The organism is Candidatus Arthromitus sp. SFB-rat-Yit (assembly GCF_000283555.1).
In the GTDB taxonomy this organism is placed as follows: domain Bacteria; phylum Bacillota; class Clostridia; order Clostridiales; family Clostridiaceae; genus Dwaynesavagella.
The window spans coordinates 169,245-186,959 of the sequence record NC_016012.1; the positions used below are offsets into that span (position 1 = coordinate 169,245).

Here is a 17,715-nt window from a genome sequence, read left to right on the forward strand (position 1 = left end):
AGTGAATAAGAATTTATGTGTTCTATTAATTTTAGATGGATTTGGTATATCTAAAGATTTATTTGGAAATTCCATAGCTAAGGCTAAAACGGATAATATAGATAGAATTAATGCTATATATCCAAATATTGGTTTACATGCAAGTGGTATGAACGTTGGATTACCAGATGGTCAAATGGGGAATTCAGAGGTTGGTCATTTAAATATAGGTACAGGAAGAATAATTTATCAAGAACTAACAAGGATAACAAAATCTATAAATGATGGAGATTTTTTCAAAAATGAAAAGTTAATAAAAGTGATGGATAATTGTATTAAAAACGATACAAACCTTCATGTTATGGGACTTGCATCAGATGGAGGGGTTCATGCTCATTATGATCATTTAAAAGCTGTTCTAAAGCTTGCAAAAGAGAAAAATGTAAAGAAAACTTATATACATTTATTTACTGATGGAAGAGATGTTTCTCCAACTTCAGGCCATATGTATATTAAAAATATTAAAGATTATATCAATCAAATATCTTATGGAATTATTTCAACTATCTCAGGAAGATATTACACAATGGATAGAGATAAAAGATGGGATAGAGTACAAAAGGCTTATGATGCTATAGTTCGTGGTATTGGAGAGGACAGAATTCATAAAGATCCAGTTGATGTTTTAAAATCATATTATAATGACGGAATAACAGATGAATTTGTACCACCAACTTTGATAGAACCAAATGGAAATATTAAAGATAAAGATTCATGCATTTTTGTTAATTTTAGGCCAGATAGAGCTAGAGAGTTAACTTATGCTATAGTTGATAAAGGGTTTAAAGAATTTGATGTTGAAAATTTAGATATTAATTTTTTATGTATGACTATGTATGATAAGAAACTTAATAATGTTTTAGTAGCATTTGAACCTGAAGTTTACCCAAATACGCTAGGAGAGTATTTGAGTAATCAGAACAAGAAACAATTAAGAATCGCAGAAACTGAGAAGTATGCACATGTTACGTTTTTCTTCAATGGTGGAATTGAACAGTCGTACAACGGAGAGGATAGAATTTTAATACCTTCTCCTAATGTTAAAACATATGATTTGAAACCTGAGATGAGTTTACCTGAGCTTACAGATACATTGATTCAATCAATAGAATCTGATAAATATGATTTTATAGTTTGTAATATAGCAAATCCTGATATGGTTGGGCATACAGGGAATTTTGAAGCTACTATTAAAGCTATTGAATCTGTTGATTTAGCTGTTGGTAAAATATCTGATAAGATTTTAAGTCTTGGACACAAATTATTTATTACGGCTGATCATGGAAATGCTGAATGTATGGTTGATGAAAATGGTGGACCTATGACTGCCCATACCTGTAATAAAGTTCCATTTATATACGTTTCAGGAGATTATGAAAGTATAGAAATAAAAGAAAGTGGAAAACTTGCAGATATAGCACCAACGATTCTAAATGTTATGGGATTAGATGTTCCACCAGAAATTACTGGGGAAAATTTAATAACAAAAAAATAATTAAAATAGGAAATTATGGAGGGTATTATTAATGAAAAATTATGTAGAAATTGTCAATATTCATGCTAGACAAATATTGGATTCAAGAGCTTTTCCTACTGTAGAGGTTGAGGTTACTCTTGAAGATGGAACAGTTGGAAGAGCTTCAGTACCATCAGGAGCGTCCACTGGTGAATATGAAGCTGTTGAGTTGAGAGATGGAGATAAGAAAAATTACTCAGGTAAGAGTGTTTTAAATGCCGTGAATAATGTTAACACAGTTATATCTCAAGCTTTAGTAGGATTAAATATATTTGATCAAGTTAAAATAGATAAAACAATGATAGATCTTGATGGAACTGATAATAAAGGAAAATTGGGAGCTAATGCAACGCTTGGAGTATCCCTTGCTTGTGCTAAGGCAGCAGCTGAGCATTTAGGTGTATCTCTTTATCAATATATTGGTGGATGTAATGCTAAGGCATTGCCAGTACCTATGATGAATATAATAAATGGCGGTAAACATGCTGATAACAATGTAGATTTACAAGAATTTATGATAATGCCAGTTGGAGCAGGAACTTTCTCTGAGGCATTACAAATGTGTTCTGAAATTTATCATTCACTTAAAAAATTACTTCATGATAAAGGTTTATCAACAGCTGTTGGAGATGAAGGTGGATTTGCACCAGATTTGAAATCAAATGAAGAAGCGATACAAATAATATTGGAAGCTACAAGAAATGCTGGATATAAGCCGGGTGAGCAAATATTTATCGCACTTGATCCAGCTTCATCAGAATTCTTCGAAGATGGAAACTATAATTTAGCAGGAGAGGGAAGAGTATTAAGTCCTGCAGAAATGGCTGATTTCTATGTTGATTTAGCTAATAAGTACCCAATTATTTCTATTGAAGATGGTATGGCTGAAAATGACTGGGAAGGATGGAGCATATTAACTAATAAATTAGGAGATAGAGTTCAACTTGTTGGAGATGATTTATTTGTTACTAATGTTAAAAGATTAAGCATGGGAATAAATAAGGGAGTTGGAAATTCTATACTTATAAAAGTTAATCAAATTGGAACTTTAACTGAAACGTTAAATTCTATTGAAATGGCTCAAAGAGCTGGATATACTGCAGTTGTTTCTCACAGATCTGGTGAAACTGAAGATACAACTATAGCTGATTTAGTTGTTGCAGTTAATGCAGGACAAATAAAAACTGGAGCTCCTGCAAGAAGTGAGAGAGTTGCTAAATATAATCAATTATTAAGAATTGAGGAAGAACTTGGATCAATGGGAGAATATAGAGGGGCAAATGCTTTCTATAATTTAAAAAAATAATTTAGTGGGGTTTATGACCCCACATTTTTATTATAGATATCATTTGTATCGAGAAATTTATATATTGAATAAAAACATATATAAATAGTTATAATTTTCATAGATATCAATAGGAATTTTAATTGCTATTTATTTTAATTGTTATTTATGATATTATTTTTTTAAGATATTAAAATATTTGTAATATAAGTATGATAGTATTTTTATAGGGAGAACATAATGAACTTTATGATTAATTATGAACAATATTCTGTTATAGGAGACCCTATACAATGTAGTGTTTCCCCATTTATACATAGAACTATTTTTAATTATTTTAATGAGGAGTATAAAATGTATTCTAAGCTCAAGATTACTTCTGACGGGCTAGTATATAATTTTAGTTTGCTAAAGAGTAATTTTCAAGGATTTAACATAACTTCTCCTCACAAGATTAACATAATAAAGTATTTAGATGAATTGGACGATTTTTCGAAACAAGTAGGGTGTGTAAATACTGTTAAGGTTTCAAATGGTAAAGCTGTGGGATATAACACTGATGTTTATGGTTTTTTAAAAGGTCTTGGAGATTACAAAGATAAGATTAGTGGAAATGATATATTGGTTTTGGGAAGTGGTGCAACTTCTAGGATAGTTATAAGCTCTTTGATTGATTTAGGGGCAAATGTATATGTTTGTGCAAGGAATCTTGAAAAATTAAATGCTCTTAAGAAGTTAATGTATGAGATACATGATGGTTATGAGATTAATACTGAAATATTAGATAAGGTGCAAGGTACATATTTTGGAGTGGTAAATACAATAAATTTAACGAGTAATTTTGATTTGTGCGGAGTGGATATTTCAAACTTTGTTTATGATGTTAATTATAATGTTGGATATATTACAAATTTTTTGAGCAAATTTTCGAATGAAAATTTAACTCTTATTGATGGTCGAGATATGGTTTTTTATCAAGCAATAAAATCTCAAGAAATTTGGAGAGGGTGTAAAATAGATCAAGAGGATGTTTCGAATATATATAAAGAATTCATAAAGATTTTCTTGGAGGAGTAATTGAAAAAGGTACTTATTATAAATGGACCTAATTTAAATTTTTTGGGTAGGCGTCAAAATTATATTTATGGAAATGAAACTTTATATGAAATAAATGAGTATATAAAATCAGAAGGAGAGAAGATTTCTATTTCTGTTGATTTTTATCAAAGCAATCATGAAGGGGATATTATAGATAAAATTTATAATGAATGTGAAAATTATGATGGCTTTGTGATAAATGCAGGAGCATTTACTCATTATAGTTATGCTATATATGATGCTATATTATCGGTAGATAAGATATTTATAGAGGTTCATTTATCTAATGTATTTTCAAGGGATGATTTTAGAAAAAAGAGTGTTATAGCTGGAGCGTGTTTTGGGCAAATTTGTGGATTTGGTAAGAACTCGTATGTTTTAGCACTTTATGCTTTAATAGAAATATTTTAGAGGTTTGGAATGGATTTAGAGGATTACAGGAGTAAAATTGTTAATTGTGATTATAGGATTTTGAAGGTACTTGAACAGAGGTACAACTGGGTTCTTAAGGTTTCCAATTATAAGGAAAAGAATAGAAAGCCGATTCTTGATAAGAAAAGAGAAGAAGGGATTAGAGCTGATTTTTTAAAAAATATGAGTCATACATATTTTAAGAGATATCACGAAGAAGAATTTATAAAGATTATAAATGCAATAATGGAAGTCAGTCGTGATATACAGTATAGGAAAATTTATAAAAAAAATATTGTGCTTATTGGTTTTATGGGATGTGGTAAGACTACACTTGGTAGGATACTTGCAAGAAAGATAGGTGTCAAGTTTTTAGATACAGATTATCAGATTGAGAAAAGGCTTATGATGAAAGTGGGAGAAATATTCTCAACTCTTGGTGAAGAATATTTTAGAAAAGTTGAGAGTGATGTGATTAAAAATATAGCTAATGGATTCCATGGAGTAGTTTCAACTGGTGGGGGTAGCGTTCTTAATAAATCAAATGTTAAATATTTAAAGTCGTCTGGGAAATTGATTTACTTAAGATCTTCTGCAGAAAATATATTTTATAATTTGAAGAGGAGTACTAAAGAGAGACCTCTTCTTAAACAAAATTTAAATATAAATTATATACAAAAATTTATAAAATCTAGACATGAGATTTATAATAAAGTTAAGGATTATGAGATAAATGTAGACAATATGTCTATGGATAAAATAATTCATTATATATATAGAATAATGTAGGAGGGGGTTTTAAAATGCAAACAGTTCTTTATGTAATTCAGTTTATACTTGTAATTGGTATTTTGATTATAGTATTAATGCAACCAAGTAAAGCTGATGGTCTTAAGGGATTTATGACAGGATCTCAAGAAACATTTTTTAATAAAAATAAGTCTAAGACGAGGGAGGCAAAGCTTGTTAAGATAACTTATTTATTAGCTATATTATTTGGATTAAATACAATTTTGATCAATATTATATTATAAAATTTTAAGACTTTATTTAGATTTTTGGATTTAAATAAAGTTTTTTTGTTTGTGGAGGAAATTATGATTGAAAAAATATTGAAGTGTATTTATATAGATAATTTAAAATTAAATTATAAAGAGATGTTAAAGAAGTTTAAGGTTTCTGATTTGAAACTGTTTAATAAGAGTTTGGATAAACTTAAGCATGATAATATTATTTTTAAGGATAAAAATGGGAGGTTTGTAAAGAGTAATAGAGATGATATTTATTTTGGAGTATATGATGGGACGAAGAAGGGATTTGGATTTTTGCTTCTTGAGGGTGAAAATGACATTTTTATATCTAGGACTTCATCAAATGGGTGTATGGATAAGGATAGCGTAATTGTTAAAGTTATAGAGGATAAGTCTAGAAGTAATCGTAAAATTGGAGAAGTTATTTATGTAATTGATCGTTATAATAAAGAAATAATTGGAGAGTATCAAGATTTAAAATCCTTTGGGTTTGTTGTTCCGAGGAATTACAATATTAACTATGATATTTATATACCAAAGAAGTATAGGATGGGTGCTAAGAATGGAGATGTTGTTTCTGTTAAGATAACTAAGTATCCAATTTTGGGAAAAAAACCTGAGGGAATAGTAAATGAAATACTTGGAAATAAGAATAGAAAAGATATAAATATGCGTGTTCTTATGAAAAAGTATAATTTGAAAGAAGACTTTCCCAAAGATGTTTTAAATGAAGCTAAGAGTTTTCGTATGAGGGTTAAAGAAGATGATTTTACAAATAGAAGAGATCTTAGAAATTTATCGATTGTTACGATTGATGGAAGTGATGCGAAAGATTTAGATGATGCCGTATATGTTAAAAAAGATGGGGAGAATTATAAATTATCTGTACATATAGCTGATGTTTCCCATTATGTAAAATATGGAAGTAAGCTTGATCGTGAAGCTCTAAAAAGGGGTACTTCTGTTTATTTAATAGATAAAGTTATACCCATGCTTCCTAAAGAGTTATCGAATGATTTGTGTTCTTTAAATTCTGGAACAGATAAGCTTACTTTAAGCTGTGAGATGGTTATAAATAGTTTTGGGGAAGTAATTTCTTATGATATATTTGAGAGTGTGATAAGAACTAAGTATAGGTTAACCTATGATAATGTTCAGGATATAATAGATGGTAAAACGCATGAGTTTTCTGATATACATGATATGATTTTTAATATGAAAGATTTGGCTGAGATATTAAATGAAAAAAGAGAGCGTAGAGGATCTATTAATTTTGATTTTCCAGAATGCAAAATATCTTTGAATGAGGATGGGGATATTTTGGATATAAGTGCTTTTGTGCGTAAATTTTCTCACAAAATAATAGAAGAGTTTATGCTTTTGTGTAATGAAACTATTGCAGAACATATGTTTTTTTTGAATTATCCATTTCCATATAGAATACATGAAGAACCGGATATGGAAAAGATTATGAATTTAATAAATATACTTCATAATTTAAATTATAATCTAAGAGTTAATGATAAGGTTTATTCAAACCAAATACAGAAGGTACTTTCTCATTTCAAAGGTAGAGATGAGGAGATGTTTTTGAGCAAATTTATTTTAAGGAGCATGTCAAAAGCTAGATATTTAAAAGAGTGTATGGGACATTTTGGGCTTTCGACTAAATATTATTGTCATTTTACATCTCCGATTCGAAGGTATCCTGATTTGGTTGCCCATAGGATTATAAAATTATCTCTAAAGGGAAGCATAGGAGATAAACTTCTTAAAAATTTATCTGAAGAGGTTTCTGTTTGTTGTGAAAATTCATCACTTAGAGAGAGGGAAGCGGAGGAATCAGAAAGAGAATTATATGATATTAAGAAGGCTGAATTTATGAAGGATAAAATAGGTGAGGAGTATACGGGAATAATATCATCTATAACGAGTTTTGGTTTTTTTGTTGATCTCCCAAATACTATAAGAGGGCTTGTTCATATTAATGATATGAATGATGACATTTATCATTTTGATGAAGAGAATATTTCTTTAATTGGGGAATGTAATAAAAATGTGTTTAAGATTGGTATGATGGTTCATGTAAAAGTTTTAAATGTTATTTTAGAAAACAATGAAATTTATTTTGGTTTAGTAGGTGAAAATCATGAGTAAAAAATCAAATGTAATATCTCAAAATAAGAAAGCATTTCACGATTATTTTATTGAGGAGAATTATGAGGCTGGAATTGTTTTGGTTGGAACTGAGGTTAAATCTATAAGGTCTCATGGAGCTAACTTAAAAGATAGTTACGGAGTTTTTAAAAATAGGGAGTTATATATAATAAACATGCATATAAGTCCCTATGAAAAGGGAAATATATTTAATAGAGATCCACTTCGTGATAGAAAGTTATTACTTCATAAAAAGGAGTTATCAGATCTTTTTATAAAAAAGAATCAGGAAGGGTATTCTCTTATACCTATTTCTCTTTATCTTAAAGATGGTATTATAAAGGTAAATTTGGGCCTTTGTCGTGGTAAGAAAAATTATGATAAAAGGGATTCGATGCTTGAGCGTGAACACAGAAGAGATATAGATAGGGCTATGAAAGAGAAATATAGGTAGCTTGTTGAAAAAATATTTTTAAGGTGGTATACTGATTTAAGGATAATTTTTATCAAGGGGGCGTATTTTGGTTTCGACGGGGGTACTGGAGTATTTAGATAGCGAGTAGAGTTTTAGTGGATTCTCTTTAAAAATTTACTAAAAAAAGTAAACGACAAAAATTATTCTTTACAAGCTGCTTAATTAATAGCTAGCTTCATCTAGTTTGCGAGTCCTACGGCGCAAATATAGGTGTCAAATTTAAGTAGGGAAACGAGCCTTAAAAAGCTTTGATTAAGGAACGGGATTTATGAAGCTACTTTGTACAAATTTTGTTTATGGAAGTTGTATAAAGGAATTTAAAACATAAACTGCACTCGGAGAGATTTAAATATGACTACTTTCGGACAGGGGTTCAACTCCCCTCGCCTCCACCATAACATCTACCATCTATTGATAAAAGTAATTTTGTCAGCAGGTGGTTTTTTGTTTGTCCAAAAGTCCAGTTATACTAGGCTTTCCTGCGTTTGTGGGATTTGCGTTGTAGCAATCAATAGTTGGTGTTTTCATAGAGGGTTTTTAGAGGACGCTTGACACGAAGCATAGCGGTTTTCGGGGCAGCCGCAGGGGCAAATCGTTAAAAGAAAGGTAATCGTTAAAAGTTGCACCGAAAATCAGGCTATCTTTTAACGATACATCGACCCGTTAAAAATAAGGGTTCAGGCAAAGAAAAACAGCCCACCGATTGGCGAGCAGGATGCCTTGATTTAGCAATGTTAATGTGTATAAAAAAGACACCCCCTTCGGAGTGTCTATAAGAGCAGTTACTTATATTCCATGTGGGATGATTATAGTTATGTCAATCCCGTTACATTTTGTTCATTTCAAAATAATATTAAATTGGTTTCCGCGTACTTTTCCAAGTATTCCAAATGCCTGTGGCTATTTCTATGATGGCAATGACGATAATTACGACAGAAGTAATCAATGCGCCTATGCCTATATATCGTAGAATGTCAGCCCCACCAGCTATTGTGCTCATATATTCGAGAAATTCAGTGCTTATCAAATCCGGCCAATTCAAGGCAGAAATAACAACGCCTGCCCATACGACATTGTAGATTGCGTTTATTACGCAAAGCGGAATATTCCATTTTGCCCAATACAACCTAAAGCCATTTACAATGAACCCTAAAACCCCAAGCATAACGAGATACGGTATAAACCTCTCCAATGCGGCCTGTGAAAGAGGAGTGATAATGTCCGCACCGCGCACAAATATAAAGAACGATTCTTCACGAATAATCATAGCGATAAATAGCACGGGGAGAAATACCGATATAATCATTCCCGCGATAGATGAGGAGCGCGAGATTTTAATACCCGTCGGCAATTGAGGTAAATCTTCGGGCTTCCACTCTTGTTTATAACCGCATTTTTCGGCAATTACAAAACCTACCGTAATCCATAGCGCAGTTTGCAGTGCCCCCTCAAACGCCATGGCAATACCGCTTGAGATAATCTGAACTATTGAGCCAGATGACAGAGCTAAAACCACTCCTATACAGCCGCAAACGACTGCTACAATTGCCGTCACCGCTTCACGCTTGATTTCACCGCGCTCATTCTCTGGCAAGCGGCGTGTAACATCATAAATATAACGCTCAATCATTTCATTCATTTCGGTTAATCCTTTCCCAACAGATTTTCCATTTCACAGGTCATGCGCCGCCATTCATCTCGCAACTGCGCGTGGAGCACCCGGCCTCGGTCGATGAGTGTATAGTATTTACGCGGACGGCTTTCGGCGGTGTCCCATTGGCTTTGTAATAAGCCCTGTGACTCTAAACGCCGTAGTAATGGATAGAGTGTATTGGCTTCAATGCGGATGCCCTGTTTTTCCATGTCCTGCAACAGCTCATATCCATATTTAGGTTGATTTATGCTGCTCAATACGGCGAGGACAAGCGTGCCTCGTCGCAAATCGACAATTAAGCCTTGAAGCAGTTCATCTTCCGACATTAGCATCACCTCCGGCTTTTATTATACTGTGCTACACACACTATTATAAATAACTTATTATGAGGTTTCCTATAATATTTATATTTTCCTTACACGCCTTTTTACATAGCTTCCGTGCGGTCATTCTTGGCAAAGAAAAACAGCCCGCCGATTGGCGAGCCGGATACCTTGGCAACCTTACAACCTTGACCGAGAAAGCCGTATGATTATTGGGTTTTTTATATGATTTAAGGTTGCCAATACCCTTGATGGATTGATAACCTTGATTTGGCGTTGTTAAGCCGTGACTTCCGAGTCGTTCTTGAACCTGAATGTCATTATGCCGTCACGGTAGACCGTCACTTGGTCGATTACGGCAAGCCACAGCTTTTCGTCGAACTCGTCGATGGCAATTGGGCGGCTCTTGATGTCTTTGATGAAACCCTCGATAATCTTTGCCTTGCCGAGGCGCTCCCGTTTGTCGGTCTCCAATTCATCAACTTGTTCGGAAGCCCTACGATGTCGGTTGAGGTAGGCGTTATTGCTCTCCGACCATTCCGTCTGATTGACAGCAGTTCAAGCATTTTCGTAAATTGCCTTTCGGGATAGCTCGGTGACAACCTCAATCTCACGGAACAATTTTGCGAGTTCCGCATCAATCGCCGTCGTATCACAAAGGACGTTTTGAGCAAGGCGGCAGTCCTCAATCAGACCATCGCGGTCATGCATCAGGTGGCTAAAAGCTGTTAAGAACCTTTCCTTTTGCTTTCAAGTCCGCTTGATGACTTACAAGGGGTGCTGTTAAAGCAATATGCTGGCTAAACAATAGATTTTTTGACGCTTTATGAAGAGCACAGCGTTGACCGCCCATATATCAAGAAAAATTATAAAGAAGTCTTACGCATGATGTTTGAGATGGGATTGATTAGTGCCGTAAATCCAAAGACCAACAAACCTCCTCGAAAAGGTTCGTTTTCGGATGAAATGCGTATAACTTTTGGAGGTGCTGTATGAGAACCACTAAGATAGAATGGACTGACAGGACGTGGAATCCAGTAACGGGCTGCACAAAGTTTTCAACTGGATGCGCTCATTGCTATGCGGAAACAATGGTAAACAGGCTTCGAGCTATGGGCGTTGCAAAGTATGCTAACGGATTTATGCCGACAATGCATGAGGCTTCGTTATACGAACCCATTAAGTGGAAACAACCCCATACCATATTTGTTTGCTCAATGGCCGACCTTTTTCACGATGAAGTGCCACTCGATTTTATTGATAGTGTTATGAATACGATAAGGCAAACACCACGTCATCGTTATCAAATCCTTACAAAACGTGCAGAACGAATGGCTGAGTATTTTACGCGGACTGATATCCCCCAAAATGTGTGGCTCGGAGTAACAGTAGAATCGTCGTCGGTTAAACATCGCATCGAATCGCTCCGCCCTTTGCAAGCCTCCGTTCGATTCCTTTCATGTGAGCCTTTGGTAGAAGATATAGGTGAACTCGACCTTGCGGATGCAGAAGAGCAAGGTGCAGCATTCTTCTTCAAACAGTGGGGCACTTGGGGTTCAGACGGAGTCAAGCGTAATAAGAAAGCTAACGGTAAAGCACTCGATGGCAAAATTATTCAAATGATGCCACAATTGAACATGCGCTAACTTAAACACGTTTTACGAGTTTGAAAATTACAGCAAACGTGTTTTTATAGAAAAGGGATATTGAAGGGTTGGTAATCCATGTAATATACTTTGTGAAGTTAATGACTATAATAAAGAATATTATTTATAAAATAGGTTAACTATATTTTATAAATATTAATTAATAGTGAATAAAATAAACAAAATAACCAATAATAATAATTGTTTATTAAGAATTTAAAATAATTTTCTTTACATAACTAAAAAAGGAGGAAAGAAGATTGGGGAAAACGGTTAGAAGGTCCAAATGGCTTTCATTATTTTTATGTTTTATATTCGTTTTTGAGTTTTTGGTTTTTAATTCAAATATAAACGTAAAAGAAGTTAAGGCACAAGAGAGAGCTGCAATACTTGATATAAATTCTATCAGAGTAATAAATTTTGATTTATCAATCAAAAATCAAGAAGCTATATTTGATTTTAATAATTTTTTAGGGAGTGGAGACAAAATTGAGGAATTTAAACTTAAAAAGGTTGAAGGCAGTAAAAAAACAGATATAGCAACAAGTGTCGTAGATGATACTAAAAGAAAGTGGAAAGCAAAATTCATTCCAATTAATGGGGATACTTATTTGATAGAGATGCTTGCAAATATTGGGGGAGCTCAGAAGAAATTAATTCAAGAGATTTTTTATAACGATTGGAGTTATGGAAAAGAGCCAATAATGAAATATACTCAAAAAAATAATAAGTATATTGCAGAAGCTGAACTTAATCATAGTTTTATAGATTCTTTCAATGATAATGAAGTAGCAACTATACGTATTGCAGGATTCTCAGTTATTAATAAAACTATTAAAGAGATTAAAGATGCTAAGTATAAAATTAGTGTAGAAGATGATAGAGACATATTGGGGAATAATAATGGATTTAATTTTTACTTTGATATTTTAGATAGAAGATATCACTGGAAATTATTTACAACTATTACTGGAGGCAAACATGACTTTGGTACGGTTGTAATTGATTTAGAGTCTGTAGGATTTAAAAATAATACAGATAATATTGATTTTAAGATTAAGTTTAAAGAACATACAACACTTAAAGATAAGACGTTTAATACAAATGATGTGTTTAGAATACCAGATTCTAGATATTCTTCATTTAGAGGAACTTATAATACTACTAAAAAAGATGTAACATTTGAGGATGTAAATTTAGGCTTAGGTGGTAAGGTTACGATTAGAATTGATCCAAATGATGAAACTAAGCAAAAATTAGAAGGTTTTTTTAGTTTGTTTGTTCCTGGAGAAATGGAGAGATTAAATTGTGATATTAGAAGTGTTACTGGAGAAGGGAATATTATTAACGTAGATTTGGAACCTATGAAGGCTTTTATACCTAAGATTGATCCAAAGAATAAACTTTATATTTATGAATTAAGTGATAGTTATTCTAAAGGAACTAAGCTTGGAGAGAAAACGTCTGGAGTGGGTTGGCAAGATTTTAATGAAATTAGATTGAGTAAGAGCTTTGAAAAAGGAAAAAGTTATTTAGTTGAATTTACAAATGGTACTAAAACAATTTCTAGCTCTTTTGTATATACTCCAATGGAGTTCACAGCATCAGATATGACAGAAACATCCGTAAAATTAAATTGGGCATATCCAAATGGATACAGACCAGTATCTGGTGATAGAGTTGAAATATTTTTGAGAGATAAAGGTAGTAATGGAACTTTTTCTGTAACTCCAAAGAAAACGTTATCTCACGGATCTAATAGTGTTAATCTTTCGAATACAACTTCAACTGTTATAACAGGAATAGCACCAAGTACCCTATATGAGGCAAAAATTGTTTTATATAATCAAAGGGGAGTTATAGATAGTTTTGTAGAGTTTAATACAAAGCATTTTGGACTTATGAATTTTATTGAAGTTGAGGGAGCTCAGTATAATGATACTTTCCATAGTGAGGCTTTACCACGTAATAGAAAGGTTAATATAAAGTGGGATTTTCAGCCTTCAAATATGCAGTTTAGTGAAGGTGATAAGGTTGAAATTTTTATAAAACCGAATGGTAATGCTTCTTTTTCAGGTTATCCAATGAATAATCAGTATTATTCTAATCCAGCGTTTACCGCTACACAGAATTTAAGTAATGTTAAAAAAGCTGAAATTACTATTCCTAGTTGGGTAAAAAATTACCATGTAGATTTGATTTACACAATAGGTGGTAAGCAGATAATAACTAGTAAAGATCAAGGACAAAATGGTGAAAATGCTTATAATAGAAGAACTGTATACGCATCACCCGGAATGCCGCCAATGCTAGAGGTTAAGGATGTTAATCAAACTTCAGCAAAGGTTTCATGGAAAGTAGACCCAGGAAATGAGGATGGTCAATACGAAGCATATAGACCAGAAGAAGGACATTTAGTTAGATTTCATTTAAAAAAGGTTGCTTCTACTAGTACAGCGACAAATACTTTTGATGATGATATGAAAGTAAAAGAATTTGTTTATGGTACAGATTGGAATTATACTGAGGAATATCAAGACTTTGATTTAACTGATCTTGAACCTGATCAGTGGTATAGATTGAGGATACAACATGTGATACAAAAAGATGGGGATTTTGGAGAGAGTGGTGAAAAGTATTCATCTAACTTTTTTAATTTCAAAACAGAGGCATTTAGTATAAAAACACTCACAGCAGAGAACCAAACAGATGATGCATCAAAAGTAAAACTTACATGGGAAACTCAAGGTGATGTTGAGTTTGGATCAGAAGATAAACTTGAAGTATTTTTGAAAGATAGTACTAGTTCAGAGTACCCAGAAACGCCTATAAGCGGTTTGAATTTAACACCAGGAACCTCAAAAGAAGCAACAATAGAAGTTCCAAATTTTAATACTTTGTATAACGCAAAAGTTGAGTATACGTTAAAAGGTAAAAAGATTAGTAAGTATGTTTTAGTTCAAGTTAATGCAGAATTGAGAGTTGAAGTTTCTGATATAAAGAGTAGTAATTCTAGAAATAGTAATAACTGGACTGCGAAAGTTAAATGGACTTATCCAAATGGATATAAAGAAAGTTCTAGACCAAATGATAAAGTTAAATTAACAGTTACAAAACAGGCGAATTCTTCTAGAACTTCGGGTTTACCAAATAATGAAGAAATAGCAGTTACGACAAGTGAAAAAGAGATAACAGGACTTGAGGAAAATGCGATCTATGATGTTACTCTTGCATTCCTAAATGGACAAAATAAAACTGAAGTTTATACCGTGTCAACTAACTTTAAAGCAACCAATGATCTACAAATTGTAGGACTTAATACATCAAATGTTAAAACTAAAACAGGTACTATAAATTGGAGCTTTGCACCAACTGAAAAAGAGTTTACTGATGGTGATAAGGTAGAAGTATTTATAAAGGATAGTTCTAAAAAGTCAAGGAGTGGAGATGATCTTACAAATTTCACTAAGATTTATACCATGAATCATGGAAGTAGTTCTAGAAGTGTAGATGAAGGTATTGTAGAACTTGCAGATGATCCACAGCACTCACAGCATGTTGAGAAAACAGGTCCTATTAAAGATTTTAAATCTCTAGATTTAAAGAATCTAGGGACTAATAAAGAGTACACTCTAAAAGTTAAATACACTATGAATGTAGCATCAACTGTATCAGAGCAAGGAATAGATGCTCAAAATGGAACACCTAAAACTTCAGAAGCAGAAGTAGTCCTTAAAACAAAAGTTGATGAGCTTAAAGCAACGGTTTATGTATCAAATCAAACTTCAGCAACCTTTGGATGGGAGTATCCGCCAGAGTATCAGCTTCAGGATGGAGATAAAATAGAAATCTTTGTTAAAGAAATTCAAAATGAAAGCCAGCAAACAAGGGATAATGGAATTACCACAGATTATGGTTCTGCACTTCTTACTTTAACTCATGCAGCAAACGTTAATGAAGATAAAGGCAAGTATGATATGAACGAGGTTACAGCAGTTGATGTATCAGGATTAACTCCAGAGAGGAAATATAAATCAAAAATTAAATTTACAATGGGTACTGGAGATGATGCTTATTCTATAGAAAAAGAAGTTGATATATCAACAAAATCATTTGAAATAAAATCATTTGAGATGGATAGCTATCAAGAATACGATATACTTGTTAACTGGGCTATAGAACCTGAAGGAATGAAATTTAACCCAGCAGATACATTGAAGATATTCGTAAAGCTTGCAAGTGAAAATGACTATCCAAGTGATCCAGAATATAGTTTATCTTATGAAGAAAATCAAGCAGGTAAGAGCATAGAGAATACGTTTAGCGATTATGTACTTGCGAAATCTCTTGGAGTAGATCAGAAAATGAAACTAGAGTATAAAGTTGGAGATAGAACTTATGAAAAAGAATTGGAGTTTAATAATAAGATAAACCCAATGAAGGCAGAAGCAACTGAAGTTAATGAAACGAGAGCTTTAGTAAGTATTACTCTTCCAGATAACTATGAATTTGTTAATGGCGATAAGTTGTTAATATATGCAAAAGATGAATTTTCTGATGGAGAAGTAATAGATGATTATAATTTAGTATTTGAGGGAGTTCAATCAGATGACAATAACATATCTGATATGACTTTAATTGAACTTAGCTATTTACTTCCTGAAGCGAGATATGACATGGCAGTTGCACTTGATTTAGAAGATGGTCAGGTAGATCCTGTTACATTTGATTTGACAACAGGAGCACTTAGTCTTTCTGATATAAAACTTGAGCAGCTTAAATATAACGATGCACTTATATCATGGAATTATGGTAAAAATAAGGTAGATTTCTTTGAAGATTCTGATTATAGCATGACAGATAAATTAATAATAGCTCATAAAGAATCAGATGGAACACCAATGCCTAATGATATTAACTTATTAAAACAATTATCAAATACAGAATATTTGGGAGAAAAAATTAGCTCTGTATCTGATGCGAGTATAAAAATTGAAGACCCATCAAAAGATTATGACGTTGCTGTTTGTTATGACCTCGGCGGACTTTTATATATGAAAACATTTAAGGCATCATATTTATCAGCATCAATTGATGAGTCTCAAATAACAAAAGATGGGGCAAAAATTACATGGAAATATCCAAGTAATATAACTTTTGGAGATAGTGATAAAACAGAAGTATTTGTAAGAAAAACAGATGAAACAAATTACCCAGATTCACCTTCTTTAACATCAAGTGGATCAGGAACAACATCAGGAGAATTAACAGGATTAGAAGGTGGAATATCTTATACAGCAAAAGTTCAAATAACTAAAGAAGGACTTCAAATAGATCCATTTGAAGTAACTTTTGAAACTGAGAAAGCATTTGAAGAAGAAATAATAATTGAAGAAATACCTAGTGATATTCAAGGAACTTCAGCAGAGTTTATAATACCAGTAGAACTCCCAGTTGATACAGGAGGAACTATTATGCTTAGTATGGGAGATGAAGCTTATCAAGGATTCACAGCTACATTTAATGCGGATGGATCAGGATTTACAATAGCACCAACAATACCGAAGAAAAAGTACACTAATATTGAATTGGAAATTCCACTTGAAGATGGATATACTCATAAAATTGTAATTCCTGAGTTTACAACTCAGCCTGAAGATGTAGCACAAGATTGGTTAAGTAACGCATATTGGTTTGCATTTGAGAGATTCCCAGATGAGGAAGGATACAATTATTGGTATGCTCATAGGATGAAACCAAAAACATTAAATGGTGAGTATTTCCTCAAAAATTTAATGTTCGCAGAAGATGAGTTTACAAATAGAAACTTATCAGATAATGATCTTATAGCAGCTTTATATCAAATAGTTGTTAACAGGGAATACGATCAAGGAGGACTTGAATTCTGGATAGGAATATATAACGAGAATCTCCAGAATGCTCAAGGAAATAAAAAGCTTGCACAAGAAGTTTTGGTTGATAGAATGGTTCACGAGCCTGAATTTGGAAAGCTTTGTGATAAAGTTGGAATATTCTGGAGACAAATGGACCAAGATGCAGCAGGAGTAGTTGCATAAAAT

14 protein-coding genes and 1 other RNA gene are annotated in these 17,715 nt (G+C 32.7%); 12 read left to right on the forward strand and 3 right to left on the reverse strand.

Going from position 1 to position 17,715, the window contains the following annotated elements; translation table 11 throughout:
• Window position 1 precedes the first annotated feature (1 nt).
• The 9 genes from gpmI (at window position 2) to ssrA (ending at window position 8,407) form a co-directional block, all read left to right on the forward strand.
• Window positions 2-1,534 (forward strand): 2,3-bisphosphoglycerate-independent phosphoglycerate mutase, encoded by a 1,533-nt coding sequence (gene gpmI, locus RATSFB_RS00765; protein WP_014094159.1) that lies wholly within the window; start codon window positions 2-4, stop codon window positions 1,532-1,534.
• A gap of 31 nt (window positions 1,535-1,565) precedes the next feature.
• Window positions 1,566-2,861 (forward strand): phosphopyruvate hydratase, encoded by a 1,296-nt coding sequence (gene eno / locus RATSFB_RS00770; protein ID WP_014094160.1) that lies wholly within the window; start codon window positions 1,566-1,568, stop codon window positions 2,859-2,861.
• A gap of 219 nt (window positions 2,862-3,080) precedes the next feature.
• On the forward strand, window positions 3,081-3,917 hold the full coding sequence (locus tag RATSFB_RS00775; RefSeq protein ID WP_014094161.1) for a shikimate dehydrogenase family protein: 837 nt from the start codon (window positions 3,081-3,083) through the stop codon (window positions 3,915-3,917).
• Entirely contained in the window at window positions 3,918-4,349 is a 432-nt protein-coding gene (gene aroQ, locus RATSFB_RS00780) for a type II 3-dehydroquinate dehydratase (RefSeq protein WP_014094162.1), read from the forward strand.
• 9 nt (window positions 4,350-4,358) lie between these two features.
• Window positions 4,359-5,138, forward strand: coding sequence for a shikimate kinase (locus tag RATSFB_RS00785; protein ID WP_014094163.1), 780 nt, complete (start codon window positions 4,359-4,361; stop codon window positions 5,136-5,138).
• 14 nt (window positions 5,139-5,152) lie between these two features.
• Window positions 5,153-5,383, forward strand: a complete 231-nt coding sequence (gene secG, locus RATSFB_RS00790; RefSeq protein ID WP_014094164.1) for a preprotein translocase subunit SecG — start codon at window positions 5,153-5,155, stop codon at window positions 5,381-5,383.
• Between the two features lie 63 nt (window positions 5,384-5,446).
• On the forward strand, window positions 5,447-7,537 hold the full coding sequence (rnr, locus tag RATSFB_RS00795) for a ribonuclease R (RefSeq protein ID WP_014094165.1): 2,091 nt from the start codon (window positions 5,447-5,449) through the stop codon (window positions 7,535-7,537).
• Window positions 7,530-7,991 carry an SsrA-binding protein SmpB gene (gene smpB, locus RATSFB_RS00800; RefSeq protein WP_014094166.1) on the forward strand — a complete coding sequence of 154 codons (462 nt, stop codon included), beginning with the start codon at window positions 7,530-7,532 and terminating at the stop codon, window positions 7,989-7,991. Before rnr ends, smpB begins: the two co-directional genes overlap by 8 nt.
• A gap of 56 nt (window positions 7,992-8,047) precedes the next feature.
• Window positions 8,048-8,407, forward strand: a transfer-messenger RNA (tmRNA) gene (gene ssrA, locus RATSFB_RS07190).
• Window positions 8,408-8,865: 458 nt separating this feature from the next.
• On the opposite strand, the gene RATSFB_RS00805 is transcribed toward ssrA, so the two are convergent.
• The 3 genes from RATSFB_RS00805 to RATSFB_RS07335 all read right to left on the reverse strand — a co-directional run bounded on the left by RATSFB_RS00805 (window position 8,866) and on the right by RATSFB_RS07335 (window position 10,463).
• On the reverse strand, window positions 8,866-9,651 hold the full coding sequence (locus RATSFB_RS00805) for a hypothetical protein (protein WP_014094167.1): 786 nt from the start codon (window positions 9,649-9,651) through the stop codon (window positions 8,866-8,868).
• Between the two features lie 5 nt (window positions 9,652-9,656).
• Window positions 9,657-9,992: a PadR family transcriptional regulator gene (locus tag RATSFB_RS00810; protein WP_014094168.1), complete on the reverse strand. Its 336-nt coding sequence runs from the start codon at window positions 9,990-9,992 to the stop codon at window positions 9,657-9,659.
• Window positions 9,993-10,268: 276 nt separating this feature from the next.
• Window positions 10,269-10,463, reverse strand: coding sequence for a hypothetical protein (locus RATSFB_RS07335; protein WP_148267214.1), 195 nt, complete (start codon window positions 10,461-10,463; stop codon window positions 10,269-10,271).
• A gap of 342 nt (window positions 10,464-10,805) precedes the next feature.
• Here RATSFB_RS07335 and RATSFB_RS07555 point away from each other — a divergent pair, with 342 nt between their 5' ends.
• The 3 genes from RATSFB_RS07555 (at window position 10,806) to RATSFB_RS00820 (ending at window position 17,712) form a co-directional block, all read left to right on the forward strand.
• Window positions 10,806-10,985: a hypothetical protein gene (locus tag RATSFB_RS07555; protein ID WP_371136977.1), complete on the forward strand. Its 180-nt coding sequence runs from the start codon at window positions 10,806-10,808 to the stop codon at window positions 10,983-10,985.
• Window positions 10,982-11,635, forward strand: a complete 654-nt coding sequence (locus RATSFB_RS00815) for a phage Gp37/Gp68 family protein (protein ID WP_014094170.1) — start codon at window positions 10,982-10,984, stop codon at window positions 11,633-11,635. Before RATSFB_RS07555 ends, RATSFB_RS00815 begins: the two co-directional genes overlap by 4 nt.
• Before the next feature lie 260 nt (window positions 11,636-11,895).
• Complete coding sequence (locus tag RATSFB_RS00820) at window positions 11,896-17,712, forward strand: DUF4214 domain-containing protein (protein WP_014094171.1); 5,817 nt, start codon at window positions 11,896-11,898, stop codon at window positions 17,710-17,712.
• Window positions 17,713-17,715: the final 3 nt, after the last annotated feature.

What these genes read in the sequence shown, in the direction of transcription:
- eno (WP_014094160.1), top strand. Translation starts at nt 1,566, where the DNA reads ATGAAAAATTATGTAGAAATTGTCAATATTCATGCTAGACAAATATTG.
- smpB (WP_014094166.1), top strand. Translation starts at nt 7,530, where the DNA reads ATGAGTAAAAAATCAAATGTAATATCTCAAAATAAGAAAGCATTTCAC.
- RATSFB_RS00785 (WP_014094163.1), top strand. Translation starts at nt 4,359, where the DNA reads ATGGATTTAGAGGATTACAGGAGTAAAATTGTTAATTGTGATTATAGG.
- RATSFB_RS00815 (WP_014094170.1), top strand. Translation starts at nt 10,982, where the DNA reads ATGAGAACCACTAAGATAGAATGGACTGACAGGACGTGGAATCCAGTA.
- rnr (WP_014094165.1), top strand. Translation starts at nt 5,447, where the DNA reads ATGATTGAAAAAATATTGAAGTGTATTTATATAGATAATTTAAAATTA.
- RATSFB_RS00810 (WP_014094168.1), bottom strand. Translation starts at nt 9,992, where the DNA reads ATGTCGGAAGATGAACTGCTTCAAGGCTTAATTGTCGATTTGCGACGA.
- RATSFB_RS00805 (WP_014094167.1), bottom strand. Translation starts at nt 9,651, where the DNA reads ATGAATGAAATGATTGAGCGTTATATTTATGATGTTACACGCCGCTTG.
- RATSFB_RS00775 (WP_014094161.1), top strand. Translation starts at nt 3,081, where the DNA reads ATGAACTTTATGATTAATTATGAACAATATTCTGTTATAGGAGACCCT.
- secG (WP_014094164.1), top strand. Translation starts at nt 5,153, where the DNA reads ATGCAAACAGTTCTTTATGTAATTCAGTTTATACTTGTAATTGGTATT.